This is a genomic window from Collinsella aerofaciens (assembly GCF_040910265.1).
GTDB lineage: Bacteria > Actinomycetota > Coriobacteriia > Coriobacteriales > Coriobacteriaceae > Collinsella > Collinsella aerofaciens_BK.
On sequence record NZ_JBDGAW010000020.1, the window covers coordinates 1 to 20845 of the forward strand.

At 60.9% G+C, this 20845-nt stretch carries 15 protein-coding genes and 1 tRNA gene; 5 read left to right on the top strand and 11 right to left on the bottom strand.

From position 1 onward, the window contains the following. Positions 1-2141 (top strand): penicillin-binding transpeptidase domain-containing protein (locus tag AB5Z14_RS08065; RefSeq protein WP_368131002.1); only part of this gene is annotated, 2141 nt, incomplete at its 5' end. Positions 2142-2273: 132 nt separating this feature from the next. After that, complete coding sequence (gene pknB, locus AB5Z14_RS08070; protein ID WP_368131003.1) at positions 2274-4211, top strand: Stk1 family PASTA domain-containing Ser/Thr kinase; 1938 nt, start codon at positions 2274-2276, stop codon at positions 4209-4211. A 546-nt stretch (positions 4212-4757) separates the two neighbouring features. Here pknB and AB5Z14_RS08075 read toward each other — a convergent pair. The 8 genes from AB5Z14_RS08075 to AB5Z14_RS08110 form a co-directional block, all read right to left on the bottom strand. After that, positions 4758-4883 (bottom strand): hypothetical protein, encoded by a 126-nt coding sequence (locus AB5Z14_RS08075; protein ID WP_255413117.1) that lies wholly within the window; start codon positions 4881-4883, stop codon positions 4758-4760. 362 nt (positions 4884-5245) lie between these two features. Then, positions 5246-5321: transfer RNA gene (locus AB5Z14_RS08080), tRNA-Arg, on the bottom strand. Positions 5322-5456: 135 nt separating this feature from the next. After that, on the bottom strand, positions 5457-5855 hold the full coding sequence (locus tag AB5Z14_RS08085) for a DUF956 family protein (RefSeq protein ID WP_006235193.1): 399 nt from the start codon (positions 5853-5855) through the stop codon (positions 5457-5459). 120 nt (positions 5856-5975) lie between these two features. Beyond that, positions 5976-6896 (bottom strand): PTS system mannose/fructose/sorbose family transporter subunit IID, encoded by a 921-nt coding sequence (locus AB5Z14_RS08090; protein ID WP_022094170.1) that lies wholly within the window; start codon positions 6894-6896, stop codon positions 5976-5978. A gap of 16 nt (positions 6897-6912) precedes the next feature. Further along, entirely contained in the window at positions 6913-7731 is an 819-nt protein-coding gene (locus AB5Z14_RS08095) for a PTS mannose/fructose/sorbose transporter subunit IIC (protein WP_055285302.1), read from the bottom strand. Between the two features lie 18 nt (positions 7732-7749). Continuing rightward, the gene (locus AB5Z14_RS08100) at positions 7750-8739 is read right to left on the bottom strand and encodes a PTS sugar transporter subunit IIB (protein ID WP_006235196.1); all 990 of its coding nucleotides are present in this window, start codon (positions 8737-8739) and stop codon (positions 7750-7752) included. A gap of 404 nt (positions 8740-9143) precedes the next feature. Then, positions 9144-9572: a hydrogenase maturation nickel metallochaperone HypA/HybF gene (locus tag AB5Z14_RS08105; RefSeq protein ID WP_368131004.1), complete on the bottom strand. Its 429-nt coding sequence runs from the start codon at positions 9570-9572 to the stop codon at positions 9144-9146. Between the two features lie 12 nt (positions 9573-9584). After that, the gene (locus tag AB5Z14_RS08110; protein WP_368131005.1) at positions 9585-12362 is read right to left on the bottom strand and encodes an FAD-dependent oxidoreductase; all 2778 of its coding nucleotides are present in this window, start codon (positions 12360-12362) and stop codon (positions 9585-9587) included. Positions 12363-12552: 190 nt separating this feature from the next. Between AB5Z14_RS08110 and AB5Z14_RS08115 the strand changes: the two genes are divergently transcribed. From AB5Z14_RS08115 to AB5Z14_RS08125, 3 genes are all read left to right on the top strand, one after another. Continuing rightward, the gene (locus AB5Z14_RS08115; RefSeq protein WP_368131006.1) at positions 12553-13230 is read left to right on the top strand and encodes a TetR/AcrR family transcriptional regulator; all 678 of its coding nucleotides are present in this window, start codon (positions 12553-12555) and stop codon (positions 13228-13230) included. Between the two features lie 63 nt (positions 13231-13293). Then, positions 13294-14301, top strand: coding sequence for a DUF5692 family protein (locus AB5Z14_RS08120; protein WP_368131007.1), 1008 nt, complete (start codon positions 13294-13296; stop codon positions 14299-14301). 233 nt (positions 14302-14534) lie between these two features. Next, positions 14535-16028: a hypothetical protein gene (locus tag AB5Z14_RS08125; protein WP_368131008.1), complete on the top strand. Its 1494-nt coding sequence runs from the start codon at positions 14535-14537 to the stop codon at positions 16026-16028. Between the two features lie 73 nt (positions 16029-16101). Here AB5Z14_RS08125 and AB5Z14_RS08130 read toward each other — a convergent pair whose 3' ends face one another. The 3 genes from AB5Z14_RS08130 to clpB all read right to left on the bottom strand — a co-directional run bounded on the left by AB5Z14_RS08130 (position 16102) and on the right by clpB (position 20732). Next, positions 16102-17454, bottom strand: coding sequence for an ATP-binding protein (locus tag AB5Z14_RS08130; RefSeq protein WP_368131009.1), 1353 nt, complete (start codon positions 17452-17454; stop codon positions 16102-16104). Positions 17455-17775: 321 nt separating this feature from the next. Beyond that, positions 17776-17970 (bottom strand): hypothetical protein, encoded by a 195-nt coding sequence (locus tag AB5Z14_RS08135; RefSeq protein ID WP_368131010.1) that lies wholly within the window; start codon positions 17968-17970, stop codon positions 17776-17778. Between the two features lie 134 nt (positions 17971-18104). Next, positions 18105-20732: an ATP-dependent chaperone ClpB gene (clpB, locus tag AB5Z14_RS08140; protein WP_368131011.1), complete on the bottom strand. Its 2628-nt coding sequence runs from the start codon at positions 20730-20732 to the stop codon at positions 18105-18107. Positions 20733-20845 lie beyond the last annotated feature (113 nt).

Sequence of the window (20845 nt, forward strand, 5' to 3'; positions counted from 1 at the left end):
TCGGCCTTGCGCTGCTGGCCGTTGGAGCCGTGGGCGCCTACAAGTTCCTGTCGCACGTGCAGGTGCGTTTCCAGATCTGGGCCGATCCGTTTAAGGACGCCCAGGGCCAGGGCTACCAGATCGTACAGTCGCTCTACTCGCTGGCTGACGGCGGCCTGGTTGGCGTCGGCATTGGCAACGGCATGGCAAACAACATCCCCGTCGTCGAGTCCGACTTTATCTTCTCGGCTATCGGCGAGGAAATGGGGCTTTTGGGCGGCGGCGCCGTGCTCATCCTGTTTATGCTTTTTGCCGTGCGTGGCCTCACCACGGCCGCCCGCGCCAAGTCCGACCTTGCCGCCTTTAGCGCGACCGGCCTTACGGCGGCCATCAGCTTCCAGGCATTCTTAATCGTTGGCGGCGTAACCCGCCTAATCCCGCTGACCGGCGTCACCCTGCCCTTTATGAGCCAGGGCGGCTCTTCGCTGCTGGCGAGTTTTATCATCGTCGCGCTGCTGCTGCGCGCCGGCGACGAGGCAACCGGACGCGAAGCCGAGCTCACCGGCACCGGCACCATGGCCGCCATCACCGATGACCAGGTCGCATCCGCCGCTGCCCCGACCGGTACGCGTTTTGCCAGCACACCTTCCTACAGCCACGGCAACCACTCCGCGGGTTCTCGCATGCGTCGTCGTCTGCTCGACACGCCTGAGTCCGGCGTGCTCGGCCGCGTTGCACTTGCCAACCGTCTGACTCGTGCCGTGTTTGCCTTTACGGCGCTGTTCGCCATCCTTATCGGCAACCTCACCTATGTCCAGGTCATCAAGGCAAAGGATTACCAGGACATGCCGACCAACAACCACACCATCGCCCGCTCCAAGTACATCCAGCGTGGCTCCATCATCACGTCCGACGGTGTGACACTAGCCGAGTCGCTGCAGCAGGAGGACGGCACCTACGCCCGTTCCTACCCCAACGGCAACATGGCCGCGCACGTGGTGGGCTACGTGAGCCAGCAATACGGCACCGCCGGCATCGAGAGCGTCATGAACGATACGCTCACCGGCTCCAAGGATTACTCCAGCTGGAACAACGCCATCGCGTCGCTCGCGGGGCAGACCCAGCCGGGCAATACCGCCAAGCTCACCATCGACTCGCGTATCCAGACGGCTGCCGAGCAGGCGCTCAAGGGCTTTAAGGGCGCTGTGGTGGTCATGGATCCGCGCACCGGTGCGGTCCTTGCGTGCGCGAGCTCGCCCACCTACGACAACACCAACATCGATGCGCTGCTCCAGTCGGGCGGCGGCGAGGACGGCTCTATGTACGACCGTGCCATGGACGCGCTGTACACCCCGGGCTCGACCTTTAAGGTCGTCACACTCTCCGCGGCGCTCGAAACCGGCACCGCCAGCCTTACCAGCACGTACCAGGCGCCCGGCTCCATGGATATTGGCAACGCGCCGGTCACCAACTCTGCCAACGAGAGCTACGGCACCATCAGCCTGCAGCAGGCCTTCGCCGTGTCGTCCAACGTCGTCTTTGGCCAGGTGGCAAACGAGGTCGGTGCCAGCTCGCTCGTCCAGTTTGCCAACGCCTTTGGCTACGGTCAGAAGCTCGGTCAGGATCTGACCACCGCGGCTTCCATCATGGCCGACCCGTCGCTTATGACCGAGTGGGAGACCGCTTGGGCAGGCGCCGGCCAGCCCGTCGGTATGGACCACACGCCTGGCCCGCAAACCACCGTTATGCAGAATTGCGTGATCGCTGCCGCTATCGCCAACAGCGGCGTGGTCATGGACCCGTTCTTTGTGTCCCAGATACTCGCCCCGGACGGAACCGTGGTTAAGACCACGCAGTCCCGCTCGCTGGGTCAGGCTGTCAGCTCTGCCACGGCCGACCAGGTCAAGCAGGCCATGCTCGCCGTCGTCCAGTCCGGTACCGGCACCGATGCCCAGATTCCGGGCGTCAAGGTTGCCGGCAAGACCGGTTCGGCCGAGACCGGCGGCACCAACGTCAACTCTATGTTTGTTGGCTTTGCACCTTACGATTCACCCACGGTTGCCATCTCGGTGGCCCTGGAGGATTACGACAAACACGACGTCGAGGCGGCCAAGATTGCCGGCATCGTCCTGACCGCGGCGCTCGCCGCACAGGGAGCGTGATGCCCGTGATCAAAGCGGATACTTGGGACGCGCCGCGGCCGATGAGCTAGCGGCAACGCGCCACACGGCCCCAGCGGCCATACATTTGGTACTACACACATCGTTGAGCGAATAGTTATGTTAGGAGCAGGAATGGAACAGAGGGTCCTCGGGGGAAGATACCTCCTCAAGGATAAGGTGGGAACGGGCGGTATGGCGACCGTCTTCCGTGCACAGGATCAGGTCCTCGACCGCACGGTTGCCGTCAAGATCATGCTGCCGCAGTATGCCGGCGACGCCACCTTCGCCGCCCGCTTTAAGCAGGAGGCCCAGGCAGCTGCCGGCCTGTCCTCCCCCTATATCGTGGGCGTCTACGACTGGGGCAAGGACGGCGACACCTATTACATCGTCATGGAGTACCTGCGCGGTACCGACCTTAAGAGCGGCATCAAGAGCCATGGAGCCCTCGACCCCAAAAAGGTCGCGCAGATCGGCTCGCAGATCAGCTCTGCGCTTTCGGTCGCACACAAGCACGAGATCATCCACCGCGACATCAAGCCGCAAAACATCATGGTGCTGCCCGACGGCAATATCAAGGTCATGGACTTTGGCATCGCACGCGCCAAGAACAGCCACCTCACGCAAGACAACAACGTGCTGGGAACCGCCCACTACGTCAGCCCCGAGCAGACCCGTGGTCAGGACCTCGGCCCCACCTCGGATATCTACTCGCTGGGCGTCGTGATGTACGAGTGCGCCACCGGCCGCGTCCCCTTTGACGGTGACGACGCTATCTCGGTCGCACTCAAGCAGGTCAACGAGCTGCCTATTCCGCCGAGCCAGATCAACTCCGGTGTCGACGCCGACCTTGAGCGCATCATCCTCAAGTGCATGGAGAAGGACCCGGCAAACCGCTTCCAGACCGCCGACGAGCTTCGTCAGGTGCTCAACAGCTACCTGTCGGGCCGTGCCGTCAACGTCTCGGAGCCCACGCGCATCATCGGTGCCCCCGGTGAGCTGGGCGCCACCAAGACTCGCGAGCTTTCCGATCAGACGCGCGCCATGGTGCGTCCCGTCTCGGGCGTGAGCGGCCAGAATACCGCCCGTAGCTCGGTTTCGGGCTCCACCGGCTCCTACGAGGTCGAAAAGCCCAAATCCAACAAGAACAAGATCATCGCCGCCGTGGTGGCAGCCGTTGCCGTCATCGGCATCGTGGTGGCCTTTGCCACAGGACTCTTTGGCGGCGAGCAGGTCACCGTGCCCGATGTGCTGGGCAAGGACCAGCAGACTGCCGTCGAGCTGATCAAGGAAGCCGGCCTGGAGGTCGGCACCGTCGACCAGAGCTACAACGACGACGTCGACGAGGGCAAGGTTGCCGAGCAGACCCCCAACGGCAACGCCAAGAAGCCCAAGGGCACGCGCGTGAACCTGGTGGTCTCCAAGGGCCCCAAGCCCTCCGAGAAGGTTGAGGTTCCGCAGCTCGTTGGCCTGACCAAGGACCAGGCCGAGGCAGCGCTGGCAAGCGTTGGCCTTAAGGGCAGCGCTTCCGAGGAAGCCAACGAAGCCGAGGAAGGCCAGGTCTTTGAGCAGGGCACCGATGCCGGCAAAGAAGTCGAGAAGGGCACGACCATCTCGTACAAGGTCTCGAGCGGCCCGGATACCACCTCTGTTCCCGATCTGACTGACATGACCGAGTCCCAGGCGCGCAATGCGCTCGACATGGCCGGCTTTGGCGTTAACGTGAGTTATCAGGAGAACGACTCGGTTACCGAGGGCACGGTGATTAGCTGGAACCCCAGCGGCAAGCAGAAGCCCGGCGCCACGATTACCGTCGTCATTGCCAAGAAGTCCGGCAAGGCGAGCGTTCCGGGCAATCTGTACGGTAAGAGCATCTCTGCCGCCGTCACCGCGCTCAACAATGCCGGCTTCTACAACATCGCGTTCTGCGACCAGAACGGCAACCCTGTGAGCGGCAACGAGAATGCCACCGTTACGGGCGTCTCCCCCACCGGCAAGCAGTCCACCGACAGCACGATTACGCTGACGGTTTCCATCTCCGGTTCCGGCGACGACTCCGAGTCTAGCAACTAACGTCGATCGCTTGTTGCTTCGAGCGGCTTAGACCGCAAACACATTCGCTCAGAAGCGCCCGCTTGCTCCCCCAGCAAGCGGGCGCTTTTCTTTTGACGCGGGATTGCCGCCCATGGATGAACGTGACTTTAAACCAGAAGAGCCCGGCACCATAGCGGTACCGGGCTCGATCAATCTCTGATGCCCCCGGGCGGATTCGAACCGTCGGCACCCGCTTTAGGAGATATGATTTAATGCTACCCCCTACTATTCACCAAGCATCATTGAACACCATATAACTGCAGATAAAAGACCCACTTTGCTTGCGTCCTACTGCTGGGCCTTTCATGAAAATAGGGACACCGAGCGCAACGCGTTGCGCTGAGTCCTGAGGCTGTTGCAATGAAAATGAGAATCAAGGCTTCGATAGCAGGATGACAACGCAGGCACAATTTGATTTTTGAAATATGGACGAATTCCTCGTCAGGAGGGTAAAATGGTGCCGACGGCAGCCCAAGTTGTAGAGAGCTGGGCAGAGCCGTTGCTTAATGAAGTTGGGTCATCGTCTTAGCGACGGTGGCCTTTCTTTTTGGGCTTCGAACCCTGCTTGAGTGCCTTGGAAAGGCCGACAAGGGCCGTGAGGAGCGAGACCATAGCGGTCAGGAGCTTCACGAGCTCGGTGAAATCGGTCATGGGCATCACCTCCCATCGGATGGAGGGCTCTGCCCGGCACGAGGACTGCCGACAGCGAGGATGATTTTATCAGAGTGGTTGACCCTCTCCGATCAATTCACGCTCCTCACCCTCGCGAAGAGTGCGGGCATGGCAGAATCGGCACTAAACGGCAGTGCGTTAGGGCACCGACGACGAGCTTTCAAAAACTAGCAAGGCGTATCGTCGTTGCGGTACCGGAATCGGCAAATCTCTGGTGCCCCCCGGGCGGACTCGAAAACTCCCCGCGGGGAAATTGGTGACGCGGGTGTCGACGGCCCGAATCCGCCGGCGGCCCCCACAAACCAGAAACGGCGCCGCTCTCGCGACGCCGTCATATTCCCTGGTGCCCCCGGGCGGATTCGAACCGTCGACACCCGCTTTAGGAGAGCGGTGCTCTATCCCCTGAGCTACGGAGGCATGTTGTACTAGTGTAGCAGATTTACTGCATCGCCATACACCCCATGACCAGACTTCAAAGTTGCGGTGGAATAGTTCCTGCCTAAAGCATCTAAAGCCGCATTTAAGAACTATTCCACCGCAACTTATGAGGGGCTAGTTGCCTTTGTGGAAGAGGTTTTTGATAACGGAGGGAATGCTCTTGGCACCCTTGGCGGTTACATCGATAAAGTCGGGCGAACGCACGAGCTTGTCCTCGTCAACGTACTTGCGCACCGCGCGAAGCGTCTCTTTGTCGTCGCGCGTCGAAAACGTAAAGTGACCGTTGTCCTTGGTGAAGATGGCAAAACGCGTGATCTTCTTGGTGCCGCGTAAAACCTCGGCGGCAATATAGTCGACCTCATCCCACGGGATTTGAATATAATCCTCGGGATTGCGCTCGTTGTAATACTCGAACGCCTTATTGCCCACCATCACGTTGCCGTGGCTGGTAAGCCCCATCAGGCAGGTTGCCGGCGTTGCCAGATCGACCGTGCTGTTCTGAGATTGCGCCATGCGCGCCTCGCCCTCCAAATAAAACAATCGGACCGCATCCAGTGTACCCACCGGGTGCGGTCCGTTTCAATGGCTCAAAAGCCCTTGCCTAGCAATTCTCGGTCTTAAGCCGAAACGTGCTTACATGAAGCCGCAGACGCGACCGATGATGCCGATGGCGAAGAGAGCCAGGATGATGACGATCGGGCTGACCTTCTTCTTGAGGAGCTTGCAGACCAGCAGGGTCAGGCACACGGCGGCAAGGCCGGGGATGAGCTGATCGAGGTTGGCCTGAAGCGTGGTGACCTTCACCTGATCAAGGGCGTTAGCACCGATGGAGTTATACATCGTCAGTGCTTCCTTGACACCCTCAGAACCGGAGGGCAGGTTAGCCCAGTCGATAAAGGCGCCAGCAGACTGCGTGACCTTGGAGACGACCGGGGTGAAGGAGATGGACACCCAGCGCTCGACCAGGGCGCCGATGATGAACATACCCAAGATGGAAGCACCCTCGGTGACCTTGCCCATCAGACCGCCGGAGAGGTCCTTGGCGATGGAGGAGCCGACCTTGTAGCCAAACTCCTGCGTGTACCACAGGAAGGCGTAACGGATGATGTTCCACGCAAAGAAGAACAGCAGCGGACCGGCGATGCTGCCGGACAGGGCCAGGGAAGCGCCCAGAGCACCCAGAATCGGGCGAAGGGTGAACCAGAAGGCGGGGTCGCCGACACCGGCGAGCGGGCCCATCATACCGACCTTGACGCCCTGAATGGCGACGTCGTCAATCGGGGCACCGTTGGCGCGCTCCTCCTCGAGAGCGAGGGTGACGCCAATGACGGGGGCGGAAACATAAGGGTGGGTGTTATAGAACTCCAGGTGGCGCTTAAGAGCGGCAATCTGGTCATCCTTGCTGGTGTAGAGCTTCTTGATCGCAGGGATCATTGCGAAGCACCAGCCGCCGTTCTGCATACGCTCGTAGTTCCACGAGCCCTGAAGGAACTGATGACGGAAGCAAACCTTCTTGCGGTCAGCCTTGGTGAGCTGAATCTTGTTCTCTGCCATATGTATCACTCCCCTCCTACTCGTAATCGTTCAGAATGTCGCCGAGCGGGTCACCGGAGCCGCCGCCCATGCCGCCACCCTGCTTGGCCAGATCCTTAAGGCCAAGGTAGATGAGGGCAAGGGAGATGCCGATGAGGCCAAGGGCGATCAGCGTGAGCTGAGGGATGGCAGCAAGGACAAAGCCGAGGATGAAGAACGGCCAGGTCTCCTTGGTGGCCATCATGTTGATGACCATGGCGTAACCGACGGAAGCGACCATGCCGCCGCCGACAGCCATACCGCCGGACAGCCAGTCGGGCATAGCGTTAAGCGCGTTGGTAACAGCCTCGGCCGGGATGATGCACAGAAGTACTGCCGGGATGGCGATACGAAGGCCCTGCATGAGGATAGCAGCGTACTGCCAGCGCTCGATGCCGGAGAAGTCGCCCTTCTCGGCGCAACCGTCCATGGCGTGAGCGATAGCGGTAGCCAGGGTACGGCAGATCATGGTCAGGAACAGACCAGCGACCGACAGCGGGACGGCGACGGCGATGGCGGCGGTAACGGCCTTTGCCGAATCGGTGGCGCCACCGTTGAGGGCGAGCACCATGATGATCGAAGAAGCGACCGAGGCCAGAGCGGCGTCAGGCGCGACAGCGGCGCCAACGTTAGCCCAGCCAAGGGCCATCATCTGGAGCGAACCGCCCAGGAGGATGCCCTCCTGAAGGTGACCGGTTACGAGACCGATAAGCGTGCATGCCACGAGCGGCTGATGGAACTGGAACTCATCCAGAATGCCTTCCATACCGGCAAGCAACGCGACAATCGCAACAAGCAGAATAGTGATTGCAGACATGTATCGGACCCTCCTTTACTATGCTTGAGCGGCCAGTTCGGCCTTAGCTTTCTTCAACATGGCGTCGAGATCCTCGGAGGAATCCGAAGGAACCTTGCGGACCTCGAACTTGACGCCCTTGGCCTTGAGGGCCTCGAGAGTCTTGACGTCGTCATCGCCCATAGCGACGGCGTTGGTGACGACGACCTTGCCCTTGGAGTGAGCCATGGAACCGATGTTGACTTCCTTGATGTCGACGCCGGCCTCGATGGCCTTGAGCAGATCCTGCGGGTTCTCGAAGAGCAGCATGGCCTTGGTGTCACCAAAGCGCGTGTCCTTGACGACCTCGGCCATCTTCTTGATGGGCACGACGTTGGCATGGACTCCCGGAGGGGCAGCCTGCTCGATCATGGTCTTGCGGAGCTCGTCGTGAGCAACGCCGTCGGAAACCACGATGATGCGGTTGGGGTTGATCTGCTTGGTCCACGTGGTGGCCACCTGACCATGAAGCAGACGGGTGTCGATACGGACGTGGGCGATCTTGATGTGCCCATCGCCGATGACCGTTCCCGGAGGGATGGCGCCTGCAGGAGCAGCGGCGGCCGCAGCCGGCTTCTTCTCCTCGGGCTCCAGAGACTCGGGCTTAACGCGCACGCCAGCCTTAGCCTCAGTCACGAGATGTTTTGCGATCGCATGTGCAGTGTTCTTTGCGTCAAAGCGCTGCGAATATGCCTCGATGAGCATAGGCAGGTTGACACCGGTGACGATAGCCCAGGAATCGTGGCCCTCGATGAGCCCGCTGATCTGGTTGAACGGCGTGCCGCCCCACAGATCAACGAGGAAGAGCACCTGCTCCTGGTCCTCGAAGGAAGCGATTGCTTCCTCGACCTTGGCACGGAAGTCGTCGGGGCCCATGCTCGGCTCGAGCGAGACCACGGCTACAGACGGCTGATCGCCAAAGACCATCGAGCCCGTCTGCTTGATTCCAGCAGCCAAGTCCCCGTGGCTAGCAAGAACAATACTTACCATCACATAACCTCCTTTTTGTCTACGTAATTCCTACACGACATGAAAGGAGTATACCTGTTTGCTTTGTGGAATTATAGCTAAAACTGCAAAAGGTTGGATTATTTGTTTAAACGTCAAGGTTTGTTACAAGTTGATTACTTTACTGCTTTTTGACTCATTACACGCCAAGGCGTCGCACATCAAACCATGCATTTTACAGATACAAACAGGCTGTTCATTAATATCGATTTTGGCAAGCGCGAATGCGCTTGTACTGCCGCTATTTTGTTTAAACAGACATAACTTGACTATTAGCGTGACTTATGCACTAGCGCAAGTAGTCATTGGGGACGTTCTTAAACGACTAGTCGTTGGGAACGTCCTTGATTGACTGGTCATGTAAGAGCGTCCCCAACGACTAGGGGCTAGACGATGTGGAGGGGGTTGGCGGCGTCGACGGCATCGGGGGCGTCGGAAGGGCCGTCGGGAACAGCGTCTGCCGGGTCCTCGTCGGGGGTCTCAATCTGCTTGATCATGACCTCCTGGCCCTGCAGCAGGTATGTCTCGCCGCTGCCGCAATGGGGGCAGATCTTGCCGTGCTCGACTGTCGCGTAGTCCCGGCCGCACGCCTCGCAATGCGTCACGGCCTCGACAGGCTCCACAATAAGCTCCGCGCCCTGCGTGATGGGCTTTTTATCTGCCGCCCAGCGCCAAGCGTCGAGCAGCAAGTCGGGAACGACGCCCGAGACCTCGCCCAGCAGCAACGTCACGCTCGAAACGCGACGCACGCCATTGGCGCGCGCCACGTTCTCAACATCGCGAATGATGTGGTAGACGATTCCTAATTCATGCAAGGCGGGCACCCACTACTTTCGTCCAAATTTGATCTTGATGGCGCGCTTCAGCGCGTACTTGCCCAGGCTGGGGAGCTTTTGCTCGTATTTGACCATGGTGGAGCACTCGGGGCGATCGCGATCGAGGTGGATGGCGTCGAAGGCGCACTTGGTGGTGCACAGGCCGCAGCCGATGCACTTGTTGGGATCGACGATCGAGGCGCCGCAGCCCAGGCAGCGGGCGGTCTCGGTGCGCACCTGCTCCTCGGTAAAGGTCTCGACATACTCACTGAAGGGCGCAGCCTTCTCGCGCTCGCGATCCACGCGCGCGACCTCGCGGCTCGCGTTGTCGTAGCCCTCGATCACAACATCGTCGCGGTCAAGCGCGGTGTAGCGGCGCTGGTTGCGGCCGATGGTGAGCGTGGAGCCCGGCTGCACAAAGCGATGGATGGACACGGCGGCCTCGTGGCCGGCGGCGATGGCGTCGATCGCAAAGCTCGGACCGGTGTAGACGTCGCCACCCACAAAGATGTCGGGCTCGGCGGTCTGATAGGTCTGGGGATCGGCGAGAGCGCCCTGACCGCGGCCAAGCTCAACCTTGGAACCGGCCAGCAGGTCGCCCCACACGATGGACTGACCGATCGACATGACGACACGGTCGGCGTCGACACGGCGCAGGTCGTTCTCGTCGTACTCGGGCGCAAAACGGCCTTCGTCGTCAAAGACACGCGTGCAGCGCTTGAAGGTGATACCGCACACACGACCGGCCTCGTCCAGGTGGACCTCCTTGGGACCCCAACCGCAGCTGATGTGCGCGCCGTCCTCGATGGCCTCGCGACGCTCTTCCTCGCTGGCGGGCATCTGTGCCTCGCTCTCCAGGCAGAACATCTCAACGTGCTCGGAACCCAGACGGCAGGCGTTGCGGGCAACGTCGATGGCCACGTTGCCGCCGCCCACCACGATGGTGCGGCCGGGCAGCGCGTCAATCTTGCCGCTGTTGACCTCGCGCAAAAAGTCGACGGCCACGGTCACACCCTCGGCGTCCTCGCCCGGAATGTCGGCAAGGCGGCCGCCCTGGCAGCCAATAGCCACGTAGAAGGCCTTAAAACCCTGCGTGCGCAGCTCGTCGAGCGTCACGTCGCGGCCGACTTCCACGCCATAGCGAAACTCGGCACCCATCAGGCGAATGATCTCGACCTCGGCCTCGATAACATCCTTCTGCAGCTTAAAGCTGGGAATGCCGTAGGTGAGCATGCCACCCGGGCGCTCGTTTTTCTCGAACACGACGGGCTTGTAGCCCTTCTCGGCAAGATAGAAAGCGCAGGACAGACCGGCCGGGCCGGCACCGATGATGGCAATCTTCTGGTCGAAGCCGCCAGCGCGCGTCGGCGTCACCACGGGCGGGACGTAGCGGGTCGCAGCGTCCAGATCGCGCTGGGCGATAAACTTCTTGACTTCGTCGATAGCCACGGCGGCGTCCACACGACCGCGGGTGCAGGCATCCTCACAGCGGCGGTTGCACACACGGCCGCAGATAGCGGGCAGCGGGTTCTCGCGTTTAATGAGCGCCAGGGCCTCGTCATAGCGGCCCTGCGCCGCGAGCTTCAGATAGCCCTGAACGGCGACATGCGCGGGGCAAGCCGTCTTGCAGGGCGCGGTGCCGGACTCGTGCGTCTCGATGCGGTTGTCGTTGCGGTAGTTAGGCGACCACTTGGTGTGGTCCCACTTGGTGGCATCGGGCAGCTCCTGGCGCGGATACTCGGGCACCTGTCCGCCCGCCTTTTTGCTGCAGAGCTTCTGGCCCAGCTTGGCGGCGCCGGCCGGACACACCTCAACGCAGCGGCCGCAGGCCACGCACTTGTCCTTCTCGACCTTGGCGACATAGGCCGAGCGCGACAGGTTGGGCGTGTTGAACAGCTGCGAGGTGCGCAGGGCGTAGCACACGTTGACGTTGCAGTTACAGATGGCGAAGATCTTGTTCTCGCCGTCGATGTTGGTGATCTGGTGCACAAAGCCGTTGTCCTCGGCCTGGCGCAAGATGTCGTAGACCTCCTCGCGCGTCACATAGTGGCCGCGGTCGGTCTCGACCACATAGTCGGCCATATCGCCCACGGCAATGCACCAGTCGGCGGGGTCGTCGGCGCAGCCCTCGCCCATCACACGACGGCTCGCGCGGCAGCTGCAGGTGCTGGCGGCATACTTACCCTCGTATTTGTCGAGCCAATGCTCGATATGCTCGATCGGCACCGACGTGCTCGCGGCATCGATGGCCTTCTCGACCGGAATGACATGCATGCCGATGCCGGCACCACCGGGCGGCACCATCGGCGTGGCCTTGGACAGCGGGCCCTTGGATGCCTGCTCAAAAAACTTGGCATAGACCGGATGCTCCTCGAGCTGACTCACGCGCATGTTGAGGAACTCGGCGGAACCCGGCACCAGCATGGGCAGCACCCACTGCTTGGCGCGCTCGGGATTTTCCCAGTTGTACTCGAGCAGACCCGTGTAGCTCATGTCGTCGAGCATCTTCTCGATATCGGCCTCGGGCATGCCGGTGAGCTTGACCATCTCGGGCAGCGTGTAGGGACGGCGCATCTTCATCTTGCAGAGCACTTCGGCCTGCTCGTCGGTTGCGGCCTCGGCAAACGACCAGTACTCGTAGCCCAGCAGCTCGTCGCGATGCAGCAGACGGTTGGTGCAGTGCTCGCACAGCTTGACGATTGCCTCGCGCGGATGCTCCGGCAGCGGCGGCACGAACTCCGAACCGATATCGGGCTCGGTGTAGCTAATTCCCGGTCCGTTGAGAATCATGGTTGTCCCTTCTCTTGCCGCAGCACGACAAGGCCGCAGCGCCCCTCTTTTTTTGCAGGCCTGGCATGCCCCCATGCCGTTCACCCACCATTGTTGACATTGTGTCAAAAACAGTATTGACGAACCGTCAACAATATTCAAGACTGTTAGGCGAACGGTCGAGCAGAAACGGATGAAAGGCGGCAAAAACATGAGCGACGCTTACGCAGATACCACTGTGGTCGATGCCGTCCCCGGGACTGATGCCTCGGTGCCCGACGGCGCCGCCAAGCGCCTGACGGGCGACGAGCGCCGTCGTGAGATCCTGGCGGCCGTGCGTGCCGTAAGCTCCGAGCTAGGCGTGTCGCACCTGTCGGTTTCGGCCGTAACCAAACGAGCCGGCTGTACGCGCTCGCTGTTCTACCACTACTTTGCCGACATGGACGCCGCCGTCACCGCCGTCATGGACGAGGCGATCGACGGCTTTATCTCCGAGCTCGAGCAGTGGAACGCCGGCCGCACCGTCGGCGATATCGAGGGCGCGCTCGACACCGTCGCCCCGCTCTTTAAGCGCCTGGTCGCCAGCGGCCACGAGCTGCCGAGCACGCTTACCTCGAGCAGCGGCGCGCTCTACGGCGGCTTTTTGCACAACGTGGTCCAGCGCGTGGCGCAGTATATCTGCGACACCACCGTGGTGGATTTTGTCGCCCATCATGAGCTACGCATCGACCATGTCTACGAGACGTTCTACACCCTCATCATGGGGTTGTTGATGTATATCCGCACGCACCCCGATGTGCCCGACGAGACGGTCAAGGAAATCATCGCCTCGACACTCCACATCGAGGGTTACACCGCCAAGTATCCCGAGCGCAGGCCCGGGAACTGACGACATTTGGCCAAACTGCCCGCGATCGGAAGAGGGGCCGCGGGCTTGTGAAAGGAGAGCAGCATGCTGTTCGATGTTTGGGGTAGCGATACCCTTATCCACTGGGCCGGCTGGGCCATGGTCTTTATCGGCCTGATCGTGCTCAACGAGGTCGGCCGCCGCACCAAGCTCGGCGCGGCCATCATCTTTGGCGTGGCTCCGCTTGCCATGACCATCTACTGCGTCGCCATCGCCGTCGGCGTTTCGCAGGGCGCCGAGTGGGCGCTCACCAACCCCACCCACGTGTACCAAAACAGCTGGTTCCACTACGCCAAGGTATACGCGGCACTGGCCGGCTGCTGGGGCTTCATCGCCATTAAGTACCAGTGGGGCAAGATCGGCAAGGCGCACTGGTTCCGCGCATGGCCGTTCGTGATCGTTGCCATCAACATCATGATCGCCGTCGTGTCCGACTTTGAGAGCGCCTATCACTTCTTTGTCCTGGGCGAGTCCACCTGGGTCACCTCCGAGGGCGCCACGCAGCTCGCCGGCTGGAACAACGTGTTCAACGGCATCGCCGGTATCATCAACATCTTCTGCATGACCGGCTGGTGGAGCGTCTACGCCTCCGAGGACAAGACCGACATGCTGTGGCCCGACATGACCTGGGTCTACATCATCGCCTACGATATCTGGAACTTCTGCTACACCTACAACTGCCTGCCCACCCACTCCTGGTTCTGCGGCTTTGCGCTGCTGCTGGCCCCCACCGTGGCGGCCTTTATCTGGAACAAGGGCGGCTGGATCCAGAACCGCGCCTTTACGCTGGCCATTTGGTGCATGTTTGCCCAGGTGTTCCCGTACTTCCAGGAGGAGTCCATCTTTGTGACCCACTCCACGCTCGACGCTGGCGCCGCCACCGCGGTCTCGATCGCCGCACTGATCGCCAACGTCGCCGCGATCATCTACATCGCCTACCGCGCCAAGAAGCTCGGCCGCAATCCCTACAAGCAGGATGTCTTTGAGGGCACCAGCGATTGGGAGAAGGCCACCGCCCGCCGCGCCAAGGTTGATTACGCGCACGCTGAGTAACGCGCCTGACGCAAACATCGCTTGGGTACAAAGCCGCATAGCCGGCTCCGCGCAACTCAACGCATTGCAGAGCCCCCGGAATGTGATTCGTTCGCGTTCCGGGGACTTTTTGTTGCCGCGAGGATGCGACTTAACGATGCGCTCGGGTTAAATCGGATCTTATATTTCGCATGCGCTTTATATGGCTTCATTTTTGGGTACAGTGTTGTCCCGATATTGAGCTTGGGGGATATATGAAAGATGAGACGATGAGCCAAGAGGATGCGGCCCAAGATGCAGAAGCGTGCGCCGAGGCCCTGGAGAGCCTAGACCAGATCACACTAGACGAGCTCTCGTTTAGCGATTCGGCCGTCGACGCGCAGGACGAAGCACACGAAGGCACCGAGGACGAAAACAGCGACGCCAAAGACGCTCCTGACGAAGCCGAAGCCGAAGCCGAAGAGGACGATAGCGAGGCCGACGACCAGCCCGAATCCGACACGAGCGATGAAACCATCTTGCTCGACAGCTTTCCGGCCGAAGATTCGCTGACCCGCGAGCTTCCCGGCCTGGGCTCCGCGCCTGCCGTGGACGAGACCATCGCCATGGGCAATATTCCACTACCGTCCGTTCCTTCGGCACACGAAGCCGAGGTTCGTCATCGCAAGATGTCGCCCAAGCGCCGCAACCTGATGGTTGCCGGCGCTGTGGCCGTCGCGCTCGTCGCCGGCGGCGCAGGCTACGCAGCCTGGAACGGATACCGGCAAGAGCAGGCTGCCATCACCGCCGCCAATGCCCACACGATGATGTCGGTGCAGATTGGCGTACACGCCGCGGGGCTCGACTGTTCCGCCGGCTCCAAGATTCCCGTGCAGGTGAGCGGGCAGGATTCCGACGGTTCTTCCGTGAGCGAAACACTCTATGTTGACGAGCACGGCCGTGGCATCAAACTGCTACCCGGTGACTACACGCTCTCCATTGCTGGATCCCCCATCGCGGCCGACGGCACCATCTACACTGTCCCGACCACCAAGGCGCAGGTCACCGTTAAGAGCGATGGGCAGGATTTGAGTGCCCAGGCCACCTTTAAGCTCAAGGTGCCTTCGGCCGACACGGTAACTGACGACCAGATCGATGCCGCGGCCGAGTATGCCGAGGAAGGCGGCGCGAGCTCTGCCGCCACCGCCAAGGTGCTCCAGCAGGCGGCAACCGCGCGGCGCGACGCCGCCGTCAATGCCGTGAGCGCGCAAAAGGCACAGGCGGCCCATGATGCCGACGCCCGTCACAAGGCAACCGACCTCTACCAGCTCGATATCCCCGTCGAGTGGTACGGCAAGGTCGAGACTTGGCAAAATGGCAGCACGCTATGCATCTATCTTGCCGGCGACAGCGATACGCCGATTGTGACGCTCGTCACGGTGCGCGAGGGCGAGAGCTTTACGCCCGATGCAGGCGATACGGTTTTGGGCGCGGCCAATCTAGGCAACGGTTATACCGTCTACGCCAGCGGCCCCGTCTATCCGTACGTGGTGCCCCAGACCATCAACGGACGCACGCAGAACCCCGTGTCAACCTACCCCATGGACACGGCCATTGAGCTTGTCGAGCTTACGACCGGCAACCGCTACACCTATAGCCAGATCAAGAACGTACTGGTCGGCAAAGACGGCAAAGCCGACGCCGCGACCAAACTCGAGACCGACTACCTCGCCCAGATTCTGATGCCAAGCATCAAGGCCCAGGACTAGCCGGGCGCATCATGGTGCTCCCCAACCGTGATGAAGGGGCCAGGAGGTCCTGGCCCCACAGATCCGTAGATGGTTAGGCAAGGAGCCACTTCCATGCGGGAACAACGTGTACCACACCGTGCTCGCATGGAATATCGGCCTGCTCATCCATGGTAACGATTGCCGACTCGCCAAGATCGAACTGGGCCATCGAGGCATCAAGCGCGGCAATTTCGCGCTCGCGCGTTTTCTCACTTGCCATATCCACACTCACCTGAATCAGGCTATAAGCCCGCATGAGAAGTGCGTCCCCAGCCACAAAGTCCACCTCATGGTTTTTGCTCTTCTCTTTGATCAGCAAGCGGCAGACCGATCCGACCCTCACCGCGGGAGTCCTTCTTCTTAGCGCGTTGAACACTGCGGTCTCGAGCCTCTGGCCCTGGTCCAATGCCGATGCGGGAGAGAATGCTCCAAACATCGCAGGATCGACAGCGTAGACCTTAGACGCAGACCGCATGTTATTTGCCAGTGAACGCGTGAACTCCGGCACGGAGAACAGCAGGTAGGCATCCTCATAATACTCAAGTAAGTCGCTGAGCGAATTACGACTGACGGGTATCTGCCTGCTCTTGAACTCGTTGTACACTTTGTTCACCGACAGCTCTCGTCCCGAAGATGCCATACACCGCGTCAGGAACAGAGATGCCAGGCGAGGGTTCTTGACGTCGTAACGTTCAACGACGTCCATAGCGACCGTTCGCGAAGCATATTCCTGTAGCAGCTGAATCGCGTCTGCGGGCGTCTGCTCAAGCGTCGCGATGAATCCCCCTCGTTCAAGATATCCGATCAGATGATGTCGAAGCAGCGCTGCATCGCTTGGGGAAAAGGTCGCATCTGGCTCGAAAACGTTCCCCGTCTTATATCGAACGTATTCCGAAAAACTCAACGGAAAAAGCTCCCGTATAAGAGAACGACCCCTGAACTCGCTCTTAAGCTCTGAGGACAGCATCTTGGAAGAAGATCCCGTCACATAGACGGTCGCTTTCTCCGTATCGACTACACGCCGCAGAAACGCACCCCATTCGGGAATTTCCTGGATCTCGTCAAAGAAAATGTAAGCGCCCTCGGTTCGAGCAACAGGATACAGCGCATAGAACGTGTCGAGCACGTCCGCCAGCAGCGATGGCTCATACGGGCGCAAGCGCTCATCCTCAAAATTGAAGTAAAGCATCCGGTCAAGCTCGACGCCCCGGCTCTGAAGCCGCCGCATCTCCTGATACAGGCGATACGTCTTTCCACAACGGCGGGCCCCCACAATCACATTTACGATGTTGTCGCGCTTTGGCTCCTGTGGGTTTCCTAGATCAAGGTCTCGCTCAAAGACCTGCGGAACCCCCTGCTGTTCAAAGTCCTTTATTTTCTGGGCGATCAAGTCGTTGAATGCCATGATTCTCCAATCTTGCTCTCTAGCTAATCAAAATTATAGCGATTCTTGATTAATTAGAGAGCAAGATTGTGTGTGGCTTGATTAACACTTAAGCAAGTTTTATCACCGTTATTGCTCCGAAGGATGTCGAGTGGCCAAGAGGACAACCGAGCTCGAATGCGACTCCCCGAGCAGTCAATTTGGGACGGGGCTTTTTTGACTACCCTCCCCCTGTAGAAAAATCCCTAACGCAGTTGCGGTGAAATAGGGACTGTTTTTGCTGGTCAAACCGCAAACAGTCCCTATTTCACCGCAACTTAGTGGTGGCCTTTTGGGTGACACTCAGCGCCACGGATCGGCTTCGAACATCGGCTCGCGCTCGGGGCGGCGATCGCTGTAGGGATCGTAGCCGTCGTCGTCCTCGTTCTCGGCACGGATGTAGGGGTCGCGCGGCTTGGGCACCGGCTTAGGCGCAGGCTTGGGTGCGGCGGGTGCGGCATCGGTCGCCGGCGCGCTTGTCTTGATCTCGTCTTTCATCTGCATAGCTCCTTGCCATGTACTCACGTTCAACACCATCGATTGTCGCACGAAAAAGGGCGGCGGACCCAATTGGATCCGCCGCCCTTGGCGTTTAGAGACGGCTGGCAGATTTTAAGGCATGTCCCATAAATCTACTCGGCGTCGGGGACCTCGTAGGTGGCCGCCGGCGTGTTGTCGCACACGACGGTAAAGCCGCCGTCCTTGTCGGCATCGACCGTCACCTGATCGCCCCCGCGCACCGTGCCGTCGATGATGGCGGCGGCGATGGCGTCCACGACCTCGCGCTGGACCAGGCGCTTGAGCGGACGGGCACCGAACACGGGGTCCAGGCCGCCCACGGCGAGCATCTGCTTGGCCGCCGGGGTGATGGCAAGCGTCATGCGCTCCTTGGCCAGGCGTGCGCGAACGTCGGCAAGCTGGATGTCGACGATCTTCTCGATCTGCGCCATGCCAAGCGGATGGAACACCACGATATCGTCGATACGGTTGAGGAACTCGGGGCGGAAGGTCTGAGCCATGGCGGCGTCGACCTGATGGCGCATCTCCTCCTCGTCCTTACCGGACAGATCGGCGATGGCCTTGGAGCCCACGTTGCTCGTCATGATGATAATCGTGTTCTTGAAGGACACCTGGCGACCCTGGCCATCGGTCAGACGGCCGTCGTCGAGCACCTGCAGCAGCACGTTGAAGACATCCGGATGAGCCTTCTCCATCTCGTCGAGCAAGATTACGGAGTAGGGACGACGGCGCACGGCCTCGGTGAGCTGGCCACCCTCGTCGTAGCCCACGTATCCCGGGGGCGCACCGATCAGACGCTGGACGCTGAACTTCTCCATGTACTCGGACATGTCGATACGCACGAGCGCGCGCTCGTCGTCGAACAAGCACTCGGCAAGCGCCTTGGCGAGCTCGGTCTTGCCCACGCCAGTGGGGCCCAGGAAGAAGAAGCTGCCGATGGGCTTGTCCGGATCGGAGAGGCCCGCACGGCTGCGACGCACAGCCGCGGCGACGGCGGAGACGGCCTCGTCCTGACCGATGACGCGCTTATGCAGCTCGCCCTCCAGGCCCTTGAGCTTGTCGAGTTCGCCCTGCATCATCTTGGAGACGGGCACACCGGTCCAGGCGCTCACGACCTCGGCGATCTCATCGGAGGTCACCTGTTCGTTCAGGCCTTCGCCATTCTGCTCCTTTTGCGCCTCGAGCGCAGCCTCGGACTCCTGAATCTGCTGCTGCAGGCCCGGAATCACGGAGAAGCGCAGCTCGGACGCACGGGCCAGGTCGCCGTTGCGCGTCGCGCGCTCCTCTTCGCTCTTGGCCTCGTCAAGCTGGCCCTTAAGCTCCTGCACGTGGTCGATGGCGTTCTTTTGGTTGAGCCAGCCAGCCTTTTGCACGTTGAGCTTTTCCTGGACCTCGGCGATCTCCTGGCGCAGGGCTTCCAGACGCTCCTTGGAGGCGTCATCGGTCTCCTTCATGAGCGCCTGTTCCTCGATCTGCAGCTGGGTGAGCTGGCGCGTGGTGGCGTCGATCTCGACCGGCATGCTGTCGAGCTCCATGCGCAGGCGGCTTGCCGCCTCATCGACCAGGTCGATGGCCTTATCGGGCAGGAAACGGTCGGCAATGTAGCGATCGGAGAGGTCGGCAGCTGCCACGAGCGCGCTATCGGTGATATGCACGCCGTGGAAGATCTCGTACTTCTCCTTGAGGCCACGCAGGATCGAGATGGTGTCCTCGACGGTAGGCTCGCTGACCATTACGGTCTGGAAACGACGCGCGAGCGCCGCGTCCTTCTCGATGTACTTGCGGTATTCGTCGAGTGTGGTCGCACCGATCGCATGCAGGTCGCCACGGGCAAGCGCCGGCTTGAGGATGTTGCCGGCGTCCATAGAGCCCTCGGTGGCACCCGCGCCCACGATGGTATGGAGCTCATCGATGAACAGGATGACCTTGCCCTCGGACTTCTGCACCTCCTTGAGCACGGCCTTCAAGCGGTCCTCGAACTCGCCGCGGTACTTGGCGCCGGCGACCAGCGCGCTCATGTCGAGCTCGATGAGGTCACGGTCGCGCAGCGTGCTCGGCACGTCGCCGGCCACGATACGCTGGGCGATGCCCTCGACGATGGCCGTCTTGCCGACGCCCGGCTCGCCAATGAGCACGGGGTTGTTCTTGGTGCGGCGGGACAGGACCTGGATGGTACGGCGAATCTCATCGGTACGGCCGATGACCGGGTCGAGCTTGCCGGCGCGGGCAAGGTCGCAGATGTTGCGGCCGTACTGCTCCAGCGCCTCAAACTGGGTCTTGTCCTCGGCAGATGTCACGCGGTCATCGCCACGCAGCTCCTCGTAGACCTGCTCGATGCGCTCCTTGGTCACGCCGGCGTCGCGCAGCACGCGGCCCGCCTCGCCCTTGTCCTCGGCAAGCGCCATCAGCAGATGCTCGGTCACCACAAAGCTGTCGCCCATCTTGGTGGCCTTCTTCTCGGCCTTCTCGATGACGCGGACGAGCTCATTGGAAAGACCCATCTGCTGGCCCTCGCCCGAAACCTTGGGCGCGTGGTCGATGGCATCTTGTGTGGAGCGTGCGAGCTGGGCCGGGTCAGCGCCGATGCGCTCGATGATCACGGAGATATTGCGCTCGCCGGCACCGAGCAGGGCGGACAGCAGGTGAATCGGCTCCACCGCGCCGGCCTGCGCGTCAGCAGCCGTGCTCATGGCGGTCTGCAGCGCCTCGCGCGACGTCATTGCTAGCTTATCGATTCTCATGGAATCACCTCTCTTGGGGCGGCCGCCCTACGGGGCGGCTTCACGTTGTTCGAGAAGTATTGTTGCCAGCTTTGTACGATCTTATACACAAATCTAAGTCTCTATATATAAGA